Below are 18,156 nucleotides of genomic sequence, written 5' to 3' on the forward strand. Positions count from 1 at the left end.
CGCCGCTCAGCCCTCCTGAGTGAGGATGCCGCGCTGCACATGGTCCCGGAGTTCGCGGCGGTTGGTGAAGCCCAACTTCTCGTAGACGCGGCTGAGGTGGTACTCGACGGTCTTGGAGCTGACGAACAGCTCTTTGCCGATCTCCTTGTTGGTCAGTCCCCGGCCGATGAGATGGGCGATCTCCCGTTCCCTGGCGGTGAGTTCGCCTGCGACGGCAGTATCGCGGGTGGTCGCAGCGGGTTGCGCCGGCCGGGAAACGTCGCGGGCGCAGCGTTCGAGGAAGGGCCGGGCCTGCACTTTTTGCAGACGCTGATGTGCCTCGTCGAACCACTTGCCGGCGATCGCCGTGTGCCCCGAGCGACGCAGGACCAGGCCGTAGTCGTGCGCCAGCAGTGCGGTGTGCAGCAGGGGCGCGTCCGACTCGTGCAGCGTCGCCAGGCGTTGCTCGAACGTGGTGCGGGCCTGTGGCAGGTCTCCGCGACTCGCGGCCAGCCGGCCGGACAGCCACGACGCGGATGTCCGCAGGCAGGGGATGTCCTCCGCGACGCTCCGCAGGTGTGAGATCTCGGCCTCCGCCTCGTCCAGCCGTTCCAGCCCGAGGAGAGCCTCCGCGTGCAGGGGCAGCCAGTACAGCTGCAACTGGCGGGGCCACCCTGCCTCCCAGCGTGCCAACGGCTCCACGGCATTCAGCATCGCCCGGTGATCACCGCGGGCCTGCGCATAGATCGCCCTGCTGACCGCGCACAACGCGGATGTGTGCGTCTCGTCCGCCCGGTCGGCGTCGGACCAGTTCTCCATGGCCCGCAGGTGTTCCAGCGCCGCTGCCCACTTGCCCCGTCCGGCGGAGAGCCAGGACAGAGCCGCGTACTCCCATGCGTACGCGGCCGTCTTGCCGTCGCCGTTGGCGGTAATGGCAAGGCCCCGCTCGCAGCTGATCGGGACGTCCTCCCAATCCCCGAGAAGGTACTGGCCGGTGGCCAAGTGGCCGTAGGCGAAGTCGGCCAGCGCGGACATTCCGTGCGCCATGCCCAGTTCCAGTGCTGTGCGGCAGTCGTCGGCTCCAGCCTTGAGCGAGCCTGAGGCGATCCGCAGGATTCCCTGCAGGGTGAGGAGAGCCACGTCGTGCGGCCCGACCTCGGGCGCGGCCCGTGGCACCGTCGGTGTGACCTGGGAAAGTTCCCGCAGCGCCGTCTGCGGTCCTTTGGCGAGGGCGAGCCCTGTGCACAGGTTGACCCAGGCAAAGGACGCGCCCGGGTCCAGCGCGAGCGTCCGGCGGGCTGCCTCGATGCCCTCGTCGTAGCGGCCGAGGAAGTTCAGAACGGCGCTGAGTGCACCACGCGCCATGATCTCGGTGCGGACGTCTCCCTCCTCCTCGCTCTCCGTCAGCGCGGCGGAGTAGTGTGCCTCGGCTGCCGGCAGTGTCCCGCGGTACAGGGCATGAGCTCCCAGCGCCAGGCTGCGCGCCGCGCAGGGTGCGCTGGCCCGGACGCGCAGCAGCAGCGCGGCGACCCGGGTGAACCGCTCGATCACCAGCAGTCGCTCGACCGCCGTGAGCAGGAGGCGCTCCCGTCCGGCTCGGGTCACTTCCAGGTCGGCCGCCCACAGCAGCAGGGTCGCCGACCGGTCTGCCTCACCGGCGGTGAACGCCTCGTCCGCGGCGTCGACCAGTTCGGCGGACAGCCGGAGATCGGAGGGCTCGGCCGCGGCGACTCGGTGGGCCCAGGCCGTGTGCCGGTCCACCAGGTGGACGGCTGCCGCGTGCAGGCGTCGCAGCCGGTGTGGGGGGATGGCCTCGATGACGGCCTGCCGTTGCAGCGCGTGGCCGATCTCTACAGGGACCGCAGGTTCGTCGGGGCGCCAGCGCACCAGTCCGGACGGCAGGGCGGCCTCGAGGGCGGACGACGGGGCTTCCACCTCCGCGAGCCAGCCGACCTTTGCGAGGGGGGAGGAGGTGCCCAGCACTGCGGCGGCCTCGACGAGAGCTCGGGAGGGCTCGGGCAGATGCGCGAGCTGGGACCGGATGGCGGCTGTCAAGGAGGGGGGTACGGGCAGTCCCGTGAGCGAAGCCTCGGTCAGGTCGCTGTCGGGCAGCTCTGCCAGCAGGGTGCTCACATACAGCGGGTTGCCGCCGGTGCGGTCCCGCAGGCCTTCCGCGAGGGCCGTGGTGACCCGCTGCCCGGTGACCCGGGTGATCAGCTCTGACACATGCTCGACGTCGAGTCCGCGCAACGCCATCCGTACGCTGCCGGGCACCGCGCCCACCAGCCGTCGCAGCACGTCGTCTCTGTGGGTTTCACGTCCGTCGCCGGTGCTGCGGGCGGTGAGTACCGCGAGCACGGAGTCCGCCTCCAGCCGCCGCAGCACGAAGGAGCACGCCTGGAGGGAGGCCACGTCAGCCCACTGCACGTCGTCGATCAGCAGCACGACGGGCTGCTCGGACTGGAGGGAACCCAGGAGCTCCAGCAGCCGGCTGCCCACGTCGTACGGCGGTGTTGAAGCCGGGATCACCCCTTTGAGCAGCGGAAGCTCGCCGACCAGTGAGTCCGGTGCCGACGAGGTCAGCTGCTGGAGAGCCCCGAAGGCGAAGTCCTGCTCTGCCGCGTCGCAGCGTGCTCGCAATACGGTGAACCCGCTCAAGGAGGGGTCGGTCAGCCAGTGGCGGAGCAGTTCGGTCTTGCCGATGCCCGCTTCTCCCTCGACGAGCACCAGTCCCGGCCGCCCGGCGCAGGCGGCCAGGGCACACTCCCGCAAGCGAGCCAGCTCGGCTTGCCTGCCGACGAACGTGCCCTCGACGTGCATGGGTGATCACCTCGTCAGGGGGAGGGGCCACCCCCGTGCTTGGACGCCAATTCTCCCACGGCACTGCTCTCGCCCGACTGCCCGACCGTGGCCAATGACAGAGAGTGAGGGGTGGCAACAATGGGTGACTCGACCCGTGGCGAGAGTCTCCGTTGCCGGGACAGCGCTGCCCCAACAGGACTTGCGCCAGCAGGCGTTCAGCGTGAACAACCAACTGGTCCGCCCATTCGGGAATTTGACGCATGCAGTCGGCAGTCCACGACAAGTGGCCCAATTCTGAAGGTACTTCGCCCACCCGCGCATGCTCGGTGCGCACTGTCGACTTCGATCCCCGAAGCTCCGGGTTCGCCAACTGGCGGATAGGTAGGGTGCGGACGCGGTGTCCCGGCCGGGGCCCGATTCCCCCACCCAAGAGACCCCCATGAAACGCGTCAAGGGCACAGGTCTGTGCTCACTGGTCTGCGCTGCCGCGCTGTTCGTCACGGGATGTGCGGACACGGCCCCTGATCCGGCCGAAGCCGCCCCACAGGCGGAGGCGCCGCCCCCCGGCTCACCGGGGGAGCAGCCCCCGGACCCCGACCGCAGCCACGCCCGCAAGGACGCCTCGGCCACCTCCGGGAGCGCCGAGAAGTCCCGGACGCTCCCTGTCACCCCAGGCGGGAGCGGCACGGCCTCCGTCACCCGCCCCTCGGACAGAACGTTCGGCGGGGACACGGGCACCCGGGTCACCCTCGTCGCGTACGATGCCGCCTCTCGCAAGGCCGTCGTACGCCATGACGCCCGGGGGCCGGCTGCCGCCCTGCGCAAGGGTGATGTCGTGGCCGGCCCACCGACCAAGGCCTCTCCCAAGGGAGCCCTGTTCAAGGTGACCGGAGTGGGGTCCGTAGACGGCCGGAAGACGGAACTCACCACCGCTCCGGCGAGCTTGGCGGACGTGCTCGGCTCCCGCACAGCCAGTGGGACGGTTCCCGTGGCGCCGTCCGCCTGGACGGTGGACCCGCTCATCAAGGGACTGGATGTGGTGCGTGGCCTGGCCGGAGGCGGGAAGACCGACGCCACGGCAGCCGCAGGAAAGCCCCTGCGCCTCGAATTCGACGCCCATGTCCCCATGTTCGGCGGCAAGCCCTGGCTGGAGCGTGAGACCCGGATCGGGGGCTTCTTCGAGTTGACGCCCGAGGTCTCCTTCGCCTACGACGGCCGGGGCACGGCCGATGCCTCCGACGCGACCGCCTCCGTGAAGGTGAGCGGGCCCTACCGGGCGGGCTGGCGTCTGAAGGGCCCTGTGCGGGCGCCGAGGATCGCACCCCGCATCCCCCTCGCCGTGCTCGCCGCCTACCCGGTCATCATGGTCGGCTCCGTGCCCGTCGTGGTGTCGCTCAAGTTGCAGCTCGTCCTTCAGGTGCGGGTCGACGGTTCGCTCACGGTGGACGTCGAGCAGACGACCGGCGGCACCATGCGGATCGGTACCCGGTACACGAAGGAAACGGGTTGGAAGGGCGACGGGCACGCCGACGGAAAGCCCGTGGACAAGGGCACCGCCGAGGTGTCCGGGGACGGTGACCTGCGCGTGCTGCTGGGCCCCGAGGCGAGCATCGGCCTGTACGACGCGGTAGGCATCGACGCGCTCTTCGGGCCGTACCTGCGGGTGAAAGCCGAACAGCCCGGCCTCGTAGGCGCGTTGAGGGACCGGCGCAAGGGCGAGTGGAGCGTGCACGGCGGGGTGACCCTGGAGGGTTCCCTCTTCAGCCGGATGCCGTTCACCATCCTCGGCATCCGCCCGACGCCACGCCTGCTCTTCCCGCTCATCACCGACGAGTGGCCCCTCGCGCGGGGCAGCCTGCCGCCTCTGCCGTGAGACGCCCGCGCGGCCCGTCGTGGTGGACGGGCCGCGGACGCTGCCGTGAGTCAGGAACTTCCTCCGAGACCGGAACCCGACGAGCCCATCACGGCCTCCTCGGCCTTGGCCGCGTCGAATGTCCGGGCGGCCGGGGGAGTGGCCGGGGGAGTGAACGGCTTGCCGAAGTCGGACAGCAGCATGTCCGTGACCTCGCCGTCCTTGGACTGGGCCGCCTTCAGGATGTACGGCTTCCCGTCGGTGGCGACATGAAGGGTGATGACGTCCTCGCCCGAGGTCACCTTCACCGAGACCGTGTTGTGGCCGTCGACCGTCGACTTGCCGCCCTTGACCGCGGAGTTCGACTTGACGTTCTTGCCGAGGTCGCCGAACTCGCAGTAGAGCGAGAGCAGGCCCAGAGAGAACGAAGCGTCCTTGGTGCCGTGCATGTACTTACCCTTGGCGTCGGGCACCGCCGCGAGGAGAGATTTTCCTTCTTCGCTGGCGTAGTAGGCGGCTTCGTCCTTCGGCTTGACCCACACCTCGTCCTTCTTACGCAGCACCTGCTGCGGGGAGGTGACGGTGACCGTACCGGCGCAGTTGCCCTTCCGGTCCATGGTCAGATCGACGCCCTCGGGCACGACCAGGCGCTTGGTAGGTGCCGCGTCGGTCGCCGCCACGGCCTTGTCGACGATCGCCTTCGCGGAGAGATTCTCCACCCCGTTGGGCGCCTGCTGCTCCCCGCCGTCATTTCCGCCGCCGTCCTGCCCGCCGCCGCCGTCCTTGCCGTCGCCGTTCGTGTTGCCGCCCGCGTCGGCGCTGTCCTTGCCCTTGGTGGGCTTGTCGTCGCCGGAGTCGCTGGAGCACCCGGCGGCACCGAGCACGACGACCGCGGATACGGCGGCGGCCAGCGCCTGGTACTTCCTTGCCATGACTGTTCCCATCCTCGAACTCGTTTCGGCGTTCACCGGTGGACCCCGCCGCCGGTACCGAACGCGGGATCCATGTGAGCACGGGGCACTGACAGTGAATGGCGGGCGAAACAGTCCCGAAGGCTCCGGCGCTGATGGCCGAAAGTGCGAATTCGGCGGTAGGCGAGGGTTGTTCACCAACAGAACCGGTTGCAAAGGGGAGAAAGAGGGCCCTCAGCGTAAGAGTGTGCCGGGGCGAATCGCTCAATTTCCCTGAGCAAAGAGAGGTTATCTCTTGTCCGGTGCGAAGCGTGCATGCCCGTTGAGCACTGTGTTGTGCGGTAAACCATCGCCACCGGCGGGACAAAAGCGTGCCGCTACCGTGTGTGAATGAGTGAGGAGATCTGGACCGCGTTGCAGCGGACTTCTTTGGCGGACCTGAAGCGACGTGTGACGGTGGTCGACGCATTGCTGACGGACACTCAAAGAGTCACTGTCACCGGGGCAGAGCGCTTCGCTCACCACAACGGCGGCGGGGATTCGGCGGTCTGGTACTTCACTGCCGACGGCAGAATCCTGCTGCTCACCCAGTGGCATGAATCGGAACTGAATACCTACGGTGACCACGACGAAGCGGACGAGGACTTCGCCGTGCAGGACTCCTACTTCGACGGGGTGCCGGCGGACCTCGTCGGGCTGATACGCAACCAGCCCGAGACGACGGAGTCGTTCAACATCAGGACACGCCTGGGTGACAGCATCCACAGTGCCACGGGTGTCTTCTGGTTCGACGGCGTCCGCTGGCGGGTGGCCGAAGGATTGGTCGAGCACTGCCGGCGAAAGAACATCGACATGTACGAGGAATCGGGGCTGTTCTGCATCGATTCCTGTCTGCTCGGTGAGGAGTTCACGCCGGAGCGATACTTCGCCCACCATCGATGCGCCCATGACCTCGGCGAAATGGAACAGCGAACCGCAATGGATGAGATTCGAGCGGCTTTCGCCCGCCACGCGCGAGGCGAGCGGGCACTCGGATCCATCGACGGAGAGGGCTGGTAGGTAGCTATGGAAGAGCCGCGTCGCCTCGGCGGCCGGTACGAGCTGGGCCAGGTGCTCGGCCGTGGTGGCATGGCGGAGGTATACCTCGCGCATGACACCCGGCTCGGCCGCACCGTGGCGGTGAAGACGCTGCGCGCGGACCTGGCGCGCGATCCGTCTTTCCAGGCCCGGTTCCGCCGGGAGGCCCAGTCGGCCGCCTCGCTCAACCATCCCGCGATCGTGGCGGTCTACGACACGGGCGAGGACTACATCGACAACGTGTCGATTCCGTACATCGTCATGGAGTACGTCGACGGCTCCACGCTTCGTGAACTGCTGCACTCCGGCCGTAAGCTGCTGCCGGAACCGGCCATGGAGATGACCGTCGGCATTCTTCAAGCCCTGGAGTACTCCCACCGCGCCGGCATCGTTCACCGTGACATCAAGCCGGCGAACGTCATGCTGACGCGCAACGGCCAGGTCAAGGTGATGGACTTCGGCATCGCCCGTGCCATGGGCGACTCCGGCATGACGATGACGCAGACCGCGGCCGTGATCGGCACCGCCCAGTACCTCTCGCCTGAGCAGGCGAAGGGCGAGCAGGTCGACGCCCGCTCGGACCTCTACTCCACCGGCTGTGTGCTCTACGAGCTGCTGACCGTCCGTCCGCCGTTCGTCGGCGACTCCCCGGTGGCCGTGGTCTACCAGCACGTTCGCGAGGAGCCGCAGGCTCCCTCGGTCTTCGACCGGGAGATCACGCCCGAGATGGACGCGATCGTCCTGAAGGCGCTGACCAAGGACCCGAACTACCGCTACCAGTCGGCCGACGAGATGCGTGCCGACATCGAAGCCTGCCTCGACGGCCGGCCCGTCGCCGCGACCGCCATGGCGTACGCGGGCCAGGGGGGTGCCGGTGACTGCCCGTCGGCCGCTCCGCACGCGTCGACCGGTGCCGCGGCACCCCCGTCGATGCTGCCGCCGATGAACCCGGACGACGGCGGCTACGGCTACGACGACCGCCCCGACCGGCGCCGCGGCCCGCAGCGCACGTCTCACACCTCCACGGTCCTGCTGGTCGTCGCAGGCGTCCTCGTCCTGGTCGGCGCCCTCCTGATCGGCCGCTGGGTCATGAGCGACGGTGGCGACGCCAAGGGCGGCGGCACCGGCAGCAGTGTGGGCAGTGAGACCGTGGCGGCTCCGGACTTCGTGGGGGAGACCCGGGTGAGGGCCGAAGAGCTCGCCGCGCAGAGGGAGTTGAAGCTCTTCTTCGAGAAGAAGCCCTGTGAGGATCAGAGCAGGGGCAAGATCTGCGCCCAGGACCCGGCCGCCGGTACGGATGTGACGAAGGGGTCCACGGTCAGGCTGGTGGTGTCGACCGGGGCGCCGAAGGTCGCGGTGCCCAGCGTGACCGGTCTGGATGTCGAGGCGGCCAGGGACAAACTGGAGGATGACGCGTACGCCTTCGTCGTCAGGACGGAGAGGCGGGTGTCTCCCGAGCCCGCGGGAACCGTGCTGGAGCAGGACCCCGTCACGGGCACGGAGGTGGAGAAGGGGACGACGGTCACCCTCGTCGTCGCCAAGACCGAGCAGGAGCCCAGGCAGGAGGAGAGGGCCACGGTTCCGGACGTCGTGGGGATGACCTGCGAGGCGGCGAAGGCGCGGATGACGGCGAACGATCTCGTCGGTGAGTGCACCGAGCAGGAGACCGGCGATCCGAACCGGATCGGCAAGGTCGTCTCGACCACGCCGGGGGCACTTCAGCAGGTCGACAAGAAATCCACGGTGCGCATCGTCGTCGGCAGGGCTCAGCGCAGCGAGCAGGTCACGGTCCCGGACGTCGACGGCCAGGACCTCAGGGCCGCCCAGAGCATGCTCCGGGCCGCCGGGCTGGAAGTCGGTGAGATCACCGGCTCGCGCGATCCCCAGTCACGTGTCCTCGGCTCCACCCCGCCTCCCGGCACCCGGGTCGACAAGGGCACAACGGTCGGTCTGTTCACCGCCGACCGGCGGGGCGACGATGAGGATGCGGAGGAAGAGTAGGAGCGGTCGAGCACTGACGTGGACAGACGGCTCACGGCGCTCGGTCGGCCGAGCAAGGGTCTGGGGGCTGCCTCCCCTCGCTTCGGTCGCTCCTCCTCACCCCGCCACGAACCGCAGGTCAGAACGTTGCGAGGACGTGCTGAGCGACTGAAGCGACTGGCGTTCGCACTTGGCCGGGGTGCGCCGGTGCCGTCCCCCGGAAGTGGCGCCCCCGCCGGGGACCGTGACGGCGCCCGGGAAATGATCAGAATTCTGAGCGGGGGATTGCGGGGGACCGGGCCGCCCGTGCGAGGCTGCCGAGGTGACGACGCAGAAAGACCGGACCCGGGACACGGGTGAGGAACGGCTGCTGTACGGGTGCATGGGTCTCGGCGGGGCCTGGGACACCACCCCGTACGGCCCGGCGGAGATCGACCAGGCCGAGGCCGCGATCGAGGCGGCGCTCGGCATCGGCATCACCGTGTTCGACCACGCCGACATCTACCGGCACGGCAAGTCCGAGGCGGTGTTCGGCGAGATCCTCGCCCGCACGCCCGGGCTGCGCGAACGTATCGTGCTCCAGACCAAGTGCGGAATCCGCCTGGCCGAGGACGGTCTGCCCGGCATGTACGACTTGCGCGGCGAGCACATCGTGCGCCAGGTCGAGGCCAGTCTCGGACGGCTGCGTACGGACGTCATCGATGTCCTGCTGCTGCACCGGCCGGACCCGCTGGCCGACCCCGAGGACATCGCCCGCGCGCTTGGGTCGCTGCACCGGCAGGGACTCGTGCGCAGCTTCGGGGTGTCCAACATGAGCGCCGCCCAGATCTCCCTGCTCCAGGCCCGGCTGGACGTCCCGCTGGTCGCCGACCAGTTGGAGATGAGCCTGGCCCGCAGGGACTGGCTGGAGGCGGGCGTGCTGGTCAACACCGTCGAAGCGGCGTCCGTCGGCTTCCCGGAGGGGACCCTGGAGCACTGCCGGGCGAACGGGATCCGGCTCCAGGCGTGGGGCGCACTGGCGCGGGGCCGTTTCACGGGCCTTGAGGAGACGCCCGAGGAGCGGGCGACGGCCGCGTACCTCTCCGCGCTCGCCGAGGCGAAGGGCACCACCGAGGAGACGATCCTGCTGTGGTGGCTGCAGCGGCATCCGGCGCGGATCGCCCCGGTGGTGGGCAGCGCCCGCCCGGACCGCATCCGCGCCTGCGCCGACGCGGCCCGCCGGGAACCGGAGCTCAGCCACGAGGAGTGGTACCGCCTGTGGATCACGGCACGCGGCGCCGCACTGCCGTAGCCGGGGACGAAGCACCGGGTGCACCGGGCGGTGCCGTCAGCTGCCGGCGTCGTCCGTGCGGTGCAGGCGTGCCCGGTAGGCGAGGGGAGCCTCGCCGTAGTGATTGCGGAACGCGCGCGAGAAGTACAGCCGGTCCTTGACGCCCACCCGTTCGGCGACGGCCCCGACGGGCATGTCCGTGAAGCGCAGCAGGCGGGCAGCCTCCACCATCACGCGTTCGGTGATGAGCGTCCTCGGCGGGTGGCCGGTCGCCCGGGACAGGGCTCGCCACAACGCACCGGTGGAGACGTGCAGTTGCCGCGCGTAGTGACCCACGTCGTGGTGGCGGGGAAAGTCGCGCTCCAGTGTCTCGGCGAAGCGGCGGGCGAGCCGGAGGTCCGCCGGTGTGTCGAGCCGCGTGGACGGGGCCCGTACGCGCCAGCGTTCGGTCCACGACAGCAGGGTCATCAGGAGATGGCGGTGGATGTCCGTGCTGTGGGCGTCCGCCGGGCGGTGGCTCTCGGCGGCGAGTGCGCGGACCACGGCGTCCAGATGCTCGCTCTCCTGCGGTGGTACGTCGAGCGTGAGGATGCCGTGCTCGCTGAACAGGCGTGCCGGGTCCGACGGTGAGCCCGGCCGGGCGTGCAGGAGTTCATCGCCGAAGCGGATCACGGCACCGGAGATGTCCTGCGCCGTCTCGAAGCGGTGGATCTGACCCCTGCGGGTCAGCATCACGGTGTTCGCCGTGACGACGGCGGGCTCACCGTCGAGAAGGTGCCGGCCCTCACCGCTGCTGGTCCAGAACAGCTCATGGAACGCGTGCCGGTGCGGGCTGCGGACCGGGCAGGACTCGTCGGTGAAGGTGTCGTTGTCGAAGAGGATCACTTGCAGGGCGGGGGCGGCCATGACCAGCCGCTCGGTGACGACGTCGCCCCGGCCCCGGGCGGATGTGCTGCTCAGGGGGAGCCCTGCCTTTCGCCTGCGCCGTGCCGACAGCATGTCAGGGCGCTGTCGGCACGAGAAGCGGGATTCACGCTGCATGGCCCCTTAGGGCAGATCGTTGCGGACGACCTCGCCGCCCTTCATGACGAAGCGGACGTCGTTGTAGGAGGTGGGGTCCTCGGGGTCGCCGGTCACGGCGATGAGGTCGGCGTATTTGCCCGGGGTGATGGAGCCGATGCGATCCTCCCAGCCCATGCACTCGGCGCTGGTGAGGGTCGCGGACCTCAGTGCCTGGAGGGGTGTCATGCCCCATTCGCACATGGTGGCCAGCTGACGGGTCTGCAGGCCGTGCGGGAAACAGCCGGCGTCGGTGCCGAACCCGATCCGCACCCCGGCCTCCACCGCCTTGCGGAAGCTCTGCCGTTGCCGCTCGGTCGCCGCGTCGTTCTTGGCCCGCTGCTCGTCGTCGAACTGCTCGGGGTGCTTGTTCAGCCAGTCGCTCCACCAGATGTCGGCGGACAGGTAGGTGCCGTGCTCCAGCATCAATTCGATGCTCTCGTCGTCGAGTTCCGTGCCGTGCTCGATGGAGCGCACCCCGGCCCGGATCGCCCACTTGATGCCGTCGGTGCCGTGCGCGTGGGCGGCGACGTATGCCCCGTACCACTGCGCCTCCTCCACCGCGGCCCGGATCTGCTCCTCGCGCAGTTCGGGCGCGCCGGGGACAGTGCCGGGGGTCAGCACGGCCCCGGTGGCGATGAGTTTGATGACGTCGGCGCCGCCGGTGAGGATCTCGCGGACGCGTTCGCGGATGTCGGCGACGTCGCGCACCGCGCCGAGCCGGTACTGCCGGGGCAGTTCGATACCCGGGGTGAGGCCGACGATCATGCCCCCGCCGGTGGAGACACCGACGAAGGCCCCCGCGACCGCCATGCGCGGCCCGGGCACGACGCCCCGGTCGATGGCGTCGCGCAGCGCCACGTCCACGAAGGCGTGGAAGGCGCCGACGTCCCGGACGGTGGTGAAACCGGCGTTGAGGGTGTCGCGTGCGTGCACCACCCCGTCGAGCGCCAACTGCGCACCGGACTGGCGCAGTTCCTGCATGAAGTCGCCGCAGCCGGCCGGGCCCACCAGGTGGGTGTGCAGGTCGACCAGTCCGGGGGCGAGCGTCGCCTCACCGAGGTCGATCAGCCGCATCCCCTCGGGTACCGGTTCGCCGCCCGGCCGTACGGCGGTGATCCGCTCGCCCTCGACGACGACGATGCGATCGGGCAGCACCGCACCCGCCTCGACGTCCACCAACCGCGCGCAACGCAGTGCAACGGCCATCTGCTTCCCTCTCTCCTTCTACGGCGCACGGGACGCCGTGGTCAGCGACCGACCCACAGCCGGTCGTAGTAGGTGCCCGTCTCGCCGCGCATCTGGTAGTTGTGGATCTCCGGCCGCCTGGCGCCGAGGAAGTTCATGTTGGCGAGGAACACCGCGGGCGCGTCCCGGACGAGTTCCTCCTCGACCTGCGCCAGCAGTGAGTTGGCCGCTTCCACGGTGCGGCTCCTGCGGGCCTGGGCGGTGAGGTCGTCCACCCGCTGGTTCTTGTAGCCGGTGTAGTTGTACGAGCCGTCCGAGGTGTAGTTGGACGACACCATCTCCGCGGCGCTGTTCAGGCTGAGGTAGAGGCGGCTGCCGTACATGTCGCCCTCGCCCTTCGCCGTGATCTGGTCGAAGGCGGGCTGGCCCATGGGCCGCAGGTCGATGTCCACACCCACCTCGGCCAGTTGCTGCTGGAGCACCTGGGAGAGCAGGGGCCACGGTTCCTGGGTGCCGAGGGGGAAGTCCAGCTTCAGGCGCTTGACCCCGGCCTCGCGCAGCAGGGCGCGGGCCCGGTCCGGGTCGTAGGTGTAGGGCTTCGCCGTGCGCTGGTACCGGTCGAGGTTCTTGGGGAAGGGGGAGCCCCACGGGTCGGACAGTCCGAAGGTGACGCGCATGAGCTGTTCGCGGTCCACCGCCCAGTTCAGGGCCTGCCGTACGCGCCGGTCGCGCAGTTGTGGGCGCTTGAGGTTGAGGGCGAGCCACTGGTTGCCGCGGATCGGCACGGGGTGGACGAACTTCTCGCGGATCCCCGGGTCCGCGGTGAACCGGGCCGCCTGGCTGGAGACCAGGCCCTCGCCGAGGACGTCGACGCTGCCGCCGTTCAGCTGGAGCGACTGCATCGCGTAGTCGATGCCCCAGCGGTACTCGACGGTGTCGATGAGCGGGGTGCCCGGCCAGAAGTACTTCTCGAAGCGCTGGAAGGTGGCCCGCTGGCCCTTGCCGTCGTAGCGCGTGATGCGGAAAGGGCCCGTGCCGACGGGCGTGCGGCCGAAGGAGCTGCCGAGGCGGCGGATCTCCTCGGCGGGCAGGGCGGCGGTGTAGGGCTGGCACAGCAGCGCCAGCATGAGGACGTCCGGTTCGGCCAGCCGGATGCGCAGGGTGTGGGAGTCGAGGGCCTTCAGCCCGCTGACCTTCTTGGCCTTCTGCTCGTAGAACGCCTGCGCGCCCTCGATCCCGAAGAGGTAGCTGGCCGCCCAGGAGGCGACGTCCGGGTCGAGGACTCGGGTCCAACTCTCCACGTAGTCCTGCGCGGTGACCGGGCGGCCGTTGTGGAACCGTACGTTCCGGCGCAGCGCGATCGTGTAGGTCAGGCCGTCCTTGGACACCTTCGGCAGGGCCGCGGCGGCCAGCGGGGCGGGCCCGCCGTTCTGCCCGTCGTAGCTGTAGAGCGGGGAGTGCAGGACCGTCGAGATGGCCTCCCAGCTGTGCAGGTCCCAGCCGATCGCGGGGTCGTAGGACTGGGCCTCCGTCGCCCAGGCCGTGACGACCTTGCCCCCTCGGCGTGCGCCGGCCGGATCGCCGGGGCCGGGGCCCCACCGGGTGACATGGGCGACGGGGCCGAGCCGCGCGGGGCGCGGGTCCCCGGTGCAGCCGCTCAGCAGCACACCGGCACCCGCGGCCGTGCCGGTGGCCAGGACCTGTCGTCGGGTCGGGGTGTGCAGCGGTCCAGCCATGGGTGTCCTCTCGTGAAACCGCCGTGCGACGGCTGAGGGGGGCGGCGGCGTGCGGGGCGTTGTCGGTCGCGGCTGTCCGGAGCGAGGGGCGGGTGCCCGGACGTCCGGGACGCCGCGAGGGAAGTGGGTGAGAGAGGCGAACGGGGTCGGCGGCGGCGCGGGTTGCGCGTCCCGCTCGGGCCGGGTCCCGCGCGGCCTGGGCGGGGGGCCGTCACCGCCCCTCGACGGTCGTCGAGTTGCAGGGAACGTAGCCCCGCGAGTTCGGCCGTGTCAACGATTTGCGCCATCTTTATTGACCGATGCGTCAGTTGAAAAGTGGGGGTCCGCAGCACTCGGCGCCGGGGGCCGGCGGACGCTGAACACCTGGTGAGAGGGCTGGCGACGGTCATCGCACCCGTTCCATCAGCACGTAACCACCCGCTTCTCCGGCAACGCGGTATCGGTCTTCGGGGTGGAGCTCATGGGCGTAGTCGAGGGGGCCTTCGTCCCCGCCGGAGTTGCTGTCCAGGGCGATCCAGTCAGGGGTGACGCCCCGGCTGTCACCCACCCACAGGACACGGCAGCGGCCGGTCAGACGGCTGAGCGGTCCCACGTCGGACTCGACGGTCGCGCCGTCGGGGATGCGGGCGAGGAGCTTCTCGGCCGCGACCGCCCGCTCGGGTTTGCGGTAGGCGTCGGATTCGGTGAGCGCCGACAGGGGTTGCGCGGTGGCCAGGGCGAGCGCGACCGCCGCGGCGCAGCCCGGCAGCCGCTCCGCGTACGCGCGCAGCCAGGGGCGCCGGCCGTGCCGCGAGATGTCGACGGCGTCGGCGAGGGCGAGGAACACCACCGGCATCAGGACGGCGCTGTAGTGCCAGTCGGTGGACCAGTAGTGCTCCTCGCCGGACAGGAAGCGCCAGCCGAGCGTGGGGGCGCCGACCAGCAGGAGCGGGGAGCGGACGGCGAGCAGCCCGCTGGTGGGCAGCAGCAGCCAGGCCAGCGTGCGGATCTTGGTGTCGGCACCGGCGAACGGGCTCGGGCCGCCCTCCACCTTGGTCCAGTAGGCGTAGCCGGAGCCATTGAAGGCGGGGATGACGGCGGTGACGGTGACGAGGCTGGCGAGGATGCCGAGCGCGGCGACGCCCAGCGCGTACCGGCGGACCCGGGGCGCCTCCCCGCGGGCCCGCCACGCCACCACCAGGGCGATCGCGGCGAGCGTGACGCCCAGGTCCTCCTTGACCAGGACCAGCGGCACGGCCCACAGCAGGGCGGCGCGCCACCGGCGGCGCAGCAGCGCCTCCAGGGAGAAGGCGATCAGCGGGACGGCGAAGCAGATCTCGTGGAAGTCGAAGTCGACGGCCTGCTGGATGCCCCAGGACAGTCCGTACGCCACGCCGACCGCCAGGCCCGATGCCCGGCCCAGCAGCCGGGTGGCCGCGCGGGTGACGGGCAGGGCGGCGAGTGCGAAGAGCGCGGCCTGGGCGACGAGCAGGGTGACGGGTGTGGGGAACATCCGGTAGGCGGGGGCGAGGAGCGCCGTCACCGGGCTGAAGTGGTCGCCGAGGATGTTGGTGCCCGGGCCCTTGAGATCGACGACCGGGGCCCGCAGGTGGGCGTAGGCGCGCACGGCCTGCTCGAAGATGCCCAGGTCCCAGGAGCGGGTCTCCATGCGGTGGTAGCGCAGGACGGAGTGGGTCGCGTACACGGCGAAGAGCGTGAGGGCGAGGAGGCGCGGGGCGAGGACGTGCGGTGCGGGCTTCCAGCGGGTCCGCCGGTGGGCGGGGGGTGGGGCGGGGTGTCCGGCACCCGGAGTCGGTGACCGTGCCTGGGGCGGTTTTGGTATCGGTGCCTTTGATGGTGCGGATTCCGGTGCCGGTGGTCGTGCCGGCGCCGGAATCGGTATCGGTGGGGTCTTCTCGGCGAGCGGCAGGAAGCCGGGTCCACGCACGGGCGGGCTCCTCTGTGGGGGTAGGGACCGGGTTCGGTCGTCTGCACCGGCCGGGTCGTTCAGGCCGGGTGTTGCCGCGGAGCCCGTGACGGTGCCCGGTGCCGGACACCGTTCCCATGCGAGCACGCGCCGGGGCCGGACGCGCAGGCGTGCGAACGACCGGGCGGATGCCGCTCCTCGGCAGTCCTGCGGCAAAGCCGCAGGTGAGGGGGTGTCGATCGGGGTGCAGTGGGCAGGGCGAGGGCATCTGCCGTCGCCTCCGCACACGGTGAAGTGCTCAACCCTGGTGAGCAGATGCCTTGGCGGGCAGGTGGGCAGGGACTCAAGGGACCGGGATCCCGACTTGCGCTACCCGTGGGTAGGTTGACGTAGAAGTAGTTGAAACCCGGTCCCTTCAGTCCCTGTGCCGGTGACACGGGGCCGCACCCCGGTGCCGGCGCGCGTGGCATCCACCCGGACGGTGAGCCCGCCGCCCGGATTGGCCCGTGCCTCGATCGCGCACCCGTGGGCCCGTGCGATGGCGGCCACGATCGACAGGCCCAGGCCCGCGCCGTCACCGGGGGCGTGGCGACGCTCGTGCAGCCGGCGGAAGGGCTCGAACAACAGGCCCACGCTTTCCTCGGGGATCACGGGCCCGGTGTTGGACACCTCGAGCCCCCGCGCATCGGTGTGCACCCGGACCTCGCCCCCGGGATGGTTGTGGCGGATGGCGTTGCCGACCAGATTCTGCGCCAGCCGCTCCAGCAGCACCGGATCGCCGACGGCCGGCAGGGACCGGAGCTCGGTGTGCACGCTCACCTCGCGCCGGGCCGCCTCCGGAGACAGCGCGAGCAGCGCAAGGCCGGTGACATCACGCAGATCGACCTCTTCACGGCGCTGGAGTTCCTGTTCGGACGCCGCGAGCAGCAGCAGTCCCTCGATGAGCTGTTCCTGCCGCTGAGACGTCTCGACGAGCTTGCTGCGGATGGCGGCGACGCGCTCGGGGGTCGGTGAGCCCGCCAGACCGACCTCCGCCGCCGTGCGCTGGAGCGCGATGGGCGTGCGCAGTTCGTGGGCCGCGTTGGCCGCGAACCGCTGCTGGGCCTTGACCTGGTTCTCCAGCCGGTCGAGCATCTCGTCGAAGGTGTCGGCGAGCACCTTCAGCTCACCCGGAGGCCCGCGCAGCGCGATGCGTTCGTGCAGGGTGGTGCCGGTGAGCCTGCGGGCCGTCTCGGTGAGGTGCCGCACGGGACGCAGGACGCGGCCAGCGGTCCACCAGGCGACGGGGACGGACACGGCGGTGAGGGCGGCGAGGCCGAGCAGGGCCGCGGTCGCCAGTTCCCGGGCCGCGGCGGAACGCATGGAGGCGACGAACCGGTTCCGTTCGGCCTCGTCCAGCACGTCGGAGGCGGTCGCCGCGGTCCCGGCCGTGCCCGGCTCGACGGGGGTCAGGGGGATGACCGGTGCGGTCCCGCCCTGCTGGACCGGGCCCTGGCCGCGCTGCGCGGGCACGTCCGACAGGGGGATGCGCGCCACCTTCTGGATGCTGTCGTACAGGTTGTGGTTGGCGAACACGTACACCAGCGCGATGAGGCCGCCGCCGACCACGAGGAGCATCGTGCAGCACAGCGCCGTCAGCCGGGCGCGCTCACCGATCGGGGGACGCACGGAGCCGCTCATGCGACGGGCTCCTCGGCCATGCGGTAACCGGCGCCCGGCACCGTCTCGATGACCGCCGGGTCACCCAGCTTCGCCCGGAGCCGGCTGAGGGTGACACGCACGGCGTTGGTGCGGTAGCTGGTGTGTTCCTCCCACACCTGCTCCACGAGATCGTCGTGGCTCACGACGGCACCGTCCGCCCGCAGCAGTGTCTCCAGCACGGCGAACTCCTTGGGTGACAGCGGCAACGGGCGCCCGTGCCGGCCGGCCCGGCGGGCGGAGGTATCCAGGACTACGCCCGCGCGGCGGATCACCGGGGGCAGCGCGGGGCGCGCCCGCCGGCCCAGTGCCAGGACCCGGGCCACCAGTTCCTCGAAGGCGAAGGGCTTGGCGAGGTAGTCGTCCGCGCCCAGGGACAGGCCCTCGACCCGGTCGTGGACCGTCCCGGACGCCGTCAGCATCAGAATCCTGACGAGAGAGCCGTCCTGCACGGCCCGGCGGCAGACCTCGTCGCCGTGCAGGCCCGGCAGGTCGCGGTCCAGCACGAGCACGTCGTACACGTCGTCGTCCAGGCGCCGCACGGCGGCAAGGCCGTCACCGGCCACATCCGCGGCGATGGCATTGGCGCGCAGCCCCTCGGCGATCATTTCCGCGAGGAATTCCTCGTCCTCCGCTATCAGGACTCTCATGGCGCCCGTTGTACACGAAGCCACCTTTCGGTGGCATAACAGAATCGG

12 protein-coding genes are annotated in these 18,156 nt (G+C 70.5%); 4 read left to right on the plus strand and 8 right to left on the minus strand.

The annotated features are described in order from the left end of the window. Window positions 1-6: 6 nt before the first annotated feature. Window positions 7-2,799 carry a helix-turn-helix transcriptional regulator gene (locus ACZ7L5_RS29960; RefSeq protein WP_471520410.1) on the minus strand — a complete coding sequence of 931 codons (2,793 nt, stop codon included), beginning with the start codon at window positions 2,797-2,799 and terminating at the stop codon, window positions 7-9. Between the two features lie 421 nt (window positions 2,800-3,220). Here ACZ7L5_RS29960 and ACZ7L5_RS29965 point away from each other — a divergent pair, with 421 nt between their 5' ends. Continuing rightward, window positions 3,221-4,654 (plus strand): hypothetical protein, encoded by a 1,434-nt coding sequence (locus ACZ7L5_RS29965; protein WP_471520412.1) that lies wholly within the window; start codon window positions 3,221-3,223, stop codon window positions 4,652-4,654. Window positions 4,655-4,704: 50 nt separating this feature from the next. On the opposite strand, the gene ACZ7L5_RS29970 is transcribed toward ACZ7L5_RS29965, so the two are convergent. Further along, window positions 4,705-5,565: a hypothetical protein gene (locus tag ACZ7L5_RS29970; protein WP_471520414.1), complete on the minus strand. Its 861-nt coding sequence runs from the start codon at window positions 5,563-5,565 to the stop codon at window positions 4,705-4,707. 369 nt (window positions 5,566-5,934) lie between these two features. Here ACZ7L5_RS29970 and ACZ7L5_RS29975 point away from each other — a divergent pair, with 369 nt between their 5' ends. The 3 genes from ACZ7L5_RS29975 (at window position 5,935) to ACZ7L5_RS29985 (ending at window position 9,892) form a co-directional block, all read left to right on the plus strand. Then, window positions 5,935-6,603 carry a hypothetical protein gene (locus ACZ7L5_RS29975; RefSeq protein WP_471520416.1) on the plus strand — a complete coding sequence of 223 codons (669 nt, stop codon included), beginning with the start codon at window positions 5,935-5,937 and terminating at the stop codon, window positions 6,601-6,603. Between the two features lie 6 nt (window positions 6,604-6,609). Then, window positions 6,610-8,622: a Stk1 family PASTA domain-containing Ser/Thr kinase gene (gene pknB, locus ACZ7L5_RS29980; protein WP_471520418.1), complete on the plus strand. Its 2,013-nt coding sequence runs from the start codon at window positions 6,610-6,612 to the stop codon at window positions 8,620-8,622. Window positions 8,623-8,923: 301 nt separating this feature from the next. Beyond that, window positions 8,924-9,892, plus strand: coding sequence for an aldo/keto reductase (locus ACZ7L5_RS29985; protein ID WP_471520420.1), 969 nt, complete (start codon window positions 8,924-8,926; stop codon window positions 9,890-9,892). A 36-nt stretch (window positions 9,893-9,928) separates the two neighbouring features. Here the strand turns inward: ACZ7L5_RS29985 and ACZ7L5_RS29990 are convergent, their stop codons facing one another. The 6 genes from ACZ7L5_RS29990 to ACZ7L5_RS30015 all read right to left on the minus strand — a co-directional run bounded on the left by ACZ7L5_RS29990 (window position 9,929) and on the right by ACZ7L5_RS30015 (window position 18,108). Next, on the minus strand, window positions 9,929-10,912 hold the full coding sequence (locus ACZ7L5_RS29990; protein WP_471520422.1) for a helix-turn-helix transcriptional regulator: 984 nt from the start codon (window positions 10,910-10,912) through the stop codon (window positions 9,929-9,931). Window positions 10,913-10,918: 6 nt separating this feature from the next. Then, the gene (locus tag ACZ7L5_RS29995; RefSeq protein WP_471520424.1) at window positions 10,919-12,139 is read right to left on the minus strand and encodes a metal-dependent hydrolase family protein; all 1,221 of its coding nucleotides are present in this window, start codon (window positions 12,137-12,139) and stop codon (window positions 10,919-10,921) included. A gap of 41 nt (window positions 12,140-12,180) precedes the next feature. Continuing rightward, window positions 12,181-13,854, minus strand: a complete 1,674-nt coding sequence (locus tag ACZ7L5_RS30000) for an ABC transporter substrate-binding protein (RefSeq protein ID WP_471520426.1) — start codon at window positions 13,852-13,854, stop codon at window positions 12,181-12,183. A 385-nt stretch (window positions 13,855-14,239) separates the two neighbouring features. Beyond that, window positions 14,240-15,502: a DUF2079 domain-containing protein gene (locus ACZ7L5_RS30005; protein WP_471520888.1), complete on the minus strand. Its 1,263-nt coding sequence runs from the start codon at window positions 15,500-15,502 to the stop codon at window positions 14,240-14,242. Between the two features lie 627 nt (window positions 15,503-16,129). Further along, a complete protein-coding gene (locus ACZ7L5_RS30010) occupies window positions 16,130-17,440 on the minus strand; it encodes a sensor histidine kinase (protein WP_471520428.1) in 1,311 nt (436 codons plus the stop codon). Beyond that, entirely contained in the window at window positions 17,437-18,108 is a 672-nt protein-coding gene (locus ACZ7L5_RS30015) for a response regulator transcription factor (RefSeq protein ID WP_471520430.1), read from the minus strand. The genes ACZ7L5_RS30010 and ACZ7L5_RS30015 overlap by 4 nt, the downstream gene beginning before the upstream one ends. Window positions 18,109-18,156 lie beyond the last annotated feature (48 nt).

The organism is Streptomyces sp. NPDC107528 (assembly GCF_055639295.1).

Bases quoted from the DNA above. Each gene is read 5' to 3' on its own strand.
- ACZ7L5_RS30005 (WP_471520888.1), bottom strand. From the start codon at position 15,502: ATGGAGACCCGCTCCTGGGACCTGGGCATCTTCGAGCAGGCCGTGCGC.
- ACZ7L5_RS29960 (WP_471520410.1), bottom strand. From the start codon at position 2,799: ATGCACGTCGAGGGCACGTTCGTCGGCAGGCAAGCCGAGCTGGCTCGC.
- ACZ7L5_RS30000 (WP_471520426.1), bottom strand. From the start codon at position 13,854: ATGGCTGGACCGCTGCACACCCCGACCCGACGACAGGTCCTGGCCACC.
- ACZ7L5_RS29970 (WP_471520414.1), bottom strand. From the start codon at position 5,565: ATGGCAAGGAAGTACCAGGCGCTGGCCGCCGCCGTATCCGCGGTCGTC.
- ACZ7L5_RS29975 (WP_471520416.1), top strand. From the start codon at position 5,935: ATGAGTGAGGAGATCTGGACCGCGTTGCAGCGGACTTCTTTGGCGGAC.
- pknB (WP_471520418.1), top strand. From the start codon at position 6,610: ATGGAAGAGCCGCGTCGCCTCGGCGGCCGGTACGAGCTGGGCCAGGTG.
- ACZ7L5_RS29965 (WP_471520412.1), top strand. From the start codon at position 3,221: ATGAAACGCGTCAAGGGCACAGGTCTGTGCTCACTGGTCTGCGCTGCC.
- ACZ7L5_RS29995 (WP_471520424.1), bottom strand. From the start codon at position 12,139: ATGGCCGTTGCACTGCGTTGCGCGCGGTTGGTGGACGTCGAGGCGGGT.
- ACZ7L5_RS30015 (WP_471520430.1), bottom strand. From the start codon at position 18,108: ATGAGAGTCCTGATAGCGGAGGACGAGGAATTCCTCGCGGAAATGATC.
- ACZ7L5_RS30010 (WP_471520428.1), bottom strand. From the start codon at position 17,440: ATGAGCGGCTCCGTGCGTCCCCCGATCGGTGAGCGCGCCCGGCTGACG.
- ACZ7L5_RS29990 (WP_471520422.1), bottom strand. From the start codon at position 10,912: ATGCAGCGTGAATCCCGCTTCTCGTGCCGACAGCGCCCTGACATGCTG.